2 protein-coding genes, 1 pseudogene and 1 riboswitch are annotated in these 3,044 nt (G+C 75.6%); of the genes and pseudogenes, 2 read left to right on the top strand and 1 reads right to left on the bottom strand.

Features of this window, described 5'->3' with window-relative positions; translation table 11 throughout:
* Window positions 1-31 precede the first annotated feature (31 nt).
* On the bottom strand, window positions 32-1,417 hold the full coding sequence (locus AC5FZL_RS16210) for a cryptochrome/photolyase family protein (RefSeq protein WP_493619911.1): 1,386 nt from the start codon (window positions 1,415-1,417) through the stop codon (window positions 32-34).
* Window positions 1,418-1,521: 104 nt separating this feature from the next.
* On the opposite strand from AC5FZL_RS16210, the gene AC5FZL_RS16215 reads away from it, so the two are divergent.
* Window positions 1,522-2,217 (top strand): iron-dependent transcriptional repressor DtxR, encoded by a 696-nt coding sequence (locus AC5FZL_RS16215; protein WP_493619912.1) that lies wholly within the window; start codon window positions 1,522-1,524, stop codon window positions 2,215-2,217.
* A gap of 282 nt (window positions 2,218-2,499) precedes the next feature.
* A riboswitch (cyclic di-AMP (ydaO/yuaA leader) is annotated at window positions 2,500-2,674 on the top strand.
* Window positions 2,675-2,715: 41 nt separating this feature from the next.
* Window positions 2,716-3,044 (top strand): annotated as a pseudogene (locus tag AC5FZL_RS16220) (hypothetical protein); the annotation flags it as partial.

The following is a 3,044-nucleotide window of genomic DNA, read 5'->3' on the forward strand; positions in this document are numbered from 1 at the left end:
GGCCGCGCCTCGGCCGCGCCTCGGCCGCTCCTCAGTCGCGCACGGCGGCGTAGCGGGCCAGGGACTCCGCCCGCTCGGTGGCGTGGTCGACGATCCGCTGCGGGTAGCCGTGGGCGTACCCGTCGGGGGCCTTCCACGGCTCGTGGGCGGCGCGCCCGGCCAGGTGCGCCAGCTCGGGCACGTACCGGCGCACGTAGTCGCCGTCGGGGTCGAACTTCAGGCCCTGGGTGACCGGGTTGAAGATCCGGAAGTACGGCGCGGGGTCGGTGCCCGAGCCGGCCACCCACTGCCAGCCGTGGTTGTTGCTGGCCAGGTCGCCGTCGCGCAGCCAGTGCATGAAGACGCGGGCGCCCACCCGCCAGTCCAGGTGGAGGTCCTTGACGAGGAAGCTCGCCACGACCATCCGCACCCGGTTGTGCATCCAGCCCTCGGCGCGCATCTGGCGCAGCCCGGCGTCCACGAGCGGGAAGCCGGTGCGCCCCGCCTCCCAGGCGGCGAGCAGCTCGGCGGCCTCGGCGGACGCCGACGGGTCGGCGTACTGCATCGCCTCGAGCTGCGGGCGGTAGTACTCCCGGGCGGTCTCGGGCCGGTGCCACAGCACGTCGGCGTAGAACTCGCGCCAGACCAGCTCCTTGCGGAACGCCTCCACGCCCTCGGGCCGGGCGCCGTCGCGCACTAGGGCGGGCAGGTCGGCGAGCAGCGTGCGCGGGTGGACCTCCCCGTACTTCAGGTGCACCGACAGCTGCGAGGTGCCGTCGCGGTCGGGCCGGTCGCGGTCGCGGTCGTAGTCGCCGATCCGCTCGCGGAAGGCGGCCCAGCGGGCCAGCGCCGCGGCCTCTCCCGCTGGGGGCAGGGCCAGGCCGCCGAGGTCCGGCTCGGGCGGGAGGCCCTCGGTGGCCGGTCCGCGCAGCCACGGGTCGCCGGTCGGCGCGGCGGCCGGGGCGGGGGTCCCGTGCGCGACCCAGGCGCGGTCGAAGGCGGAGTAGACCGCGAACGGCGTGCCACCGGCGGTGAGCAGGGTGCCGGGACCGATCGCGTACGGCGTGCCGGTGCGCACGAGCGCGCGGCCGGCGGTGGCCAGGGCGGTCGCGACGGCCTCGTCGCGCCGGCGCCCGTGCGGGCCGGCGTCCGCGGTGGCGTGGACGGCGTGCGCCCCCACCTCGGCGGCGACCGCGGGCACGACGTCGACCGGGTCGCCGGAGCGGACGACGAGGGCGCCGCCGGTGGAGTCCGACCACGCCCGCAGCGAGCGCAGCAGCCAGGCGGTGCGGGTGGGCCCGGCCGGCCCGAGCAGCGCCGGGTCGAGCACGAACAGCGGCAGGACGCCGTCCGCACCGGCCTCGGCGACCGCGGCCAGGAGGGCGGGGGAGTCGGCCAGGCGCAGGTCCCGGCGCAGCCAGAGCACGGTGGCGGGCACCTGGTCGACCCTAGGTGGCGCGGGCGGGGGCCGCCTGCGGCGCGGCGGCGGGGGCGGGAGCCCTAGCCTGTCCACAGGCTGGACGATCTAGGAGGGACGGCGCCGTGAGCGACCTCATCGACACCACGGAGATGTACCTGCGCACGATCTACGAGCTCGAGGAGGAGGGCATCGTCCCCCTGCGGGCGCGCATCGCCCAGCGGCTCGGGCAGAGCGGCCCGACCGTCTCGCAGACCGTGGCGCGGATGGAGCGGGCCGGCCTGGTGGTGGTCAGCGGCGACCGCCACCTGGAGCTCACCGACGACGGCCGGGCCAAGGCCACCCGGGTGATGCGCAAGCACCGCCTCGCCGAGCGGCTGCTCATCGACGTCATCGGCCTGGAGTGGGAGTACGTCCACGAGGAGGCCTGCCGCTGGGAGCACGTGATGAGCGAGCGGGTCGAGCGGCGCCTGCTCGAGCTGCTGGACCACCCGGTGGAGTCCCCCTACGGCAACCCGATCCCGGGGCTGGCCGAGATCGGCGAGGACGCCCCCGTGGAGGACTTCCGCGAGGGCGTCGTCCCCCTCACCCAGGTCGCCTCGCCCGACCCGGCGACCGTGCGGGTGCGCCGGCTGGGTGAGCCGGCCCAGACCGACCCCGTCTCGATGACCGCGCTGTCCCGCGCGGGGCTGCGCCCGGGCAGCACCGTGACCGTCACGCGGCCCTCCCGCGGGCACGTCGTGGTGACCGGCGGGCCCGGTGGCGAGTCCGTCGACCTCGGCGACGACGTGGCCGCGCACGTCTTCGTCGTCCCGCTGTGACCTGATCGTGACCTTGCCGTGACCGCTGCGTGATCTCGCTGCGACGCCTTCCCGGTGCCGCGACGATTGGCGCCTGACCTGCGACGACGCCCCTCGGTCGGCCGGCCGGGGGGCGTCGCGCCCGGTGCGTCCGGCTCTGTACCGGTTCACGTGTGTGACGCGGATCACGTTTCGTTCGGCCTGTGTGTTGTTGCTACTTCGCGCCGAGGGTCGGTTAGTGTCGGCGACGTCCTCGGGACCCACTCCCGAAGACCCTCGACCGGACGCCTAGCCCTGCCGCCGGTCGCAGGCCCGCTCAACACCGCCGGCAGGGGCGGGGGACCCACACTTTCTGGGGCTCCCACGCGGAGCTCCTCGGGGTGAAGCGGACGCACCGACCGGTTCGGTCGGGACGGACGCCGGGTGCACTCCCACCCGAACCCGACAGCTCACCTCGCAGGCGATGGAGAGGCGTAGAACGACGTGAGCATCCGGACTCTGGCGAGGCACCGCGCACCCGTGCGGCCCTCGACCCCCCTGAGCGTCATCGGCGACGCCGTGTCCACCAGCGCGACGGCGGTCAGCCGCCGCTCGGCCGTCATCGCGGCCTCCTCGGGCCTCGTGGTGACCATGGGCCTCCCGGCCGCCGGCGCCACCCCGCTGATCGACGTGTCTCCCGAGCCCACGGAGACCGGCAACACCCAGCAGATCGCTGCCGTGCCGTCGGCGCCGATCTCGGCGCCGATCTCGGTGCCCTCCGAGGCGCAGGTCAGCTTCGCCCTGGCCGCGGTCACCACCGTGGACGCCGCCGAGTTCGAGGCCGAGAAGGCGCGCGTCGAGGCCGAGCG

It is taken from the genome of Quadrisphaera sp. DVD1, assembly GCF_058932755.1.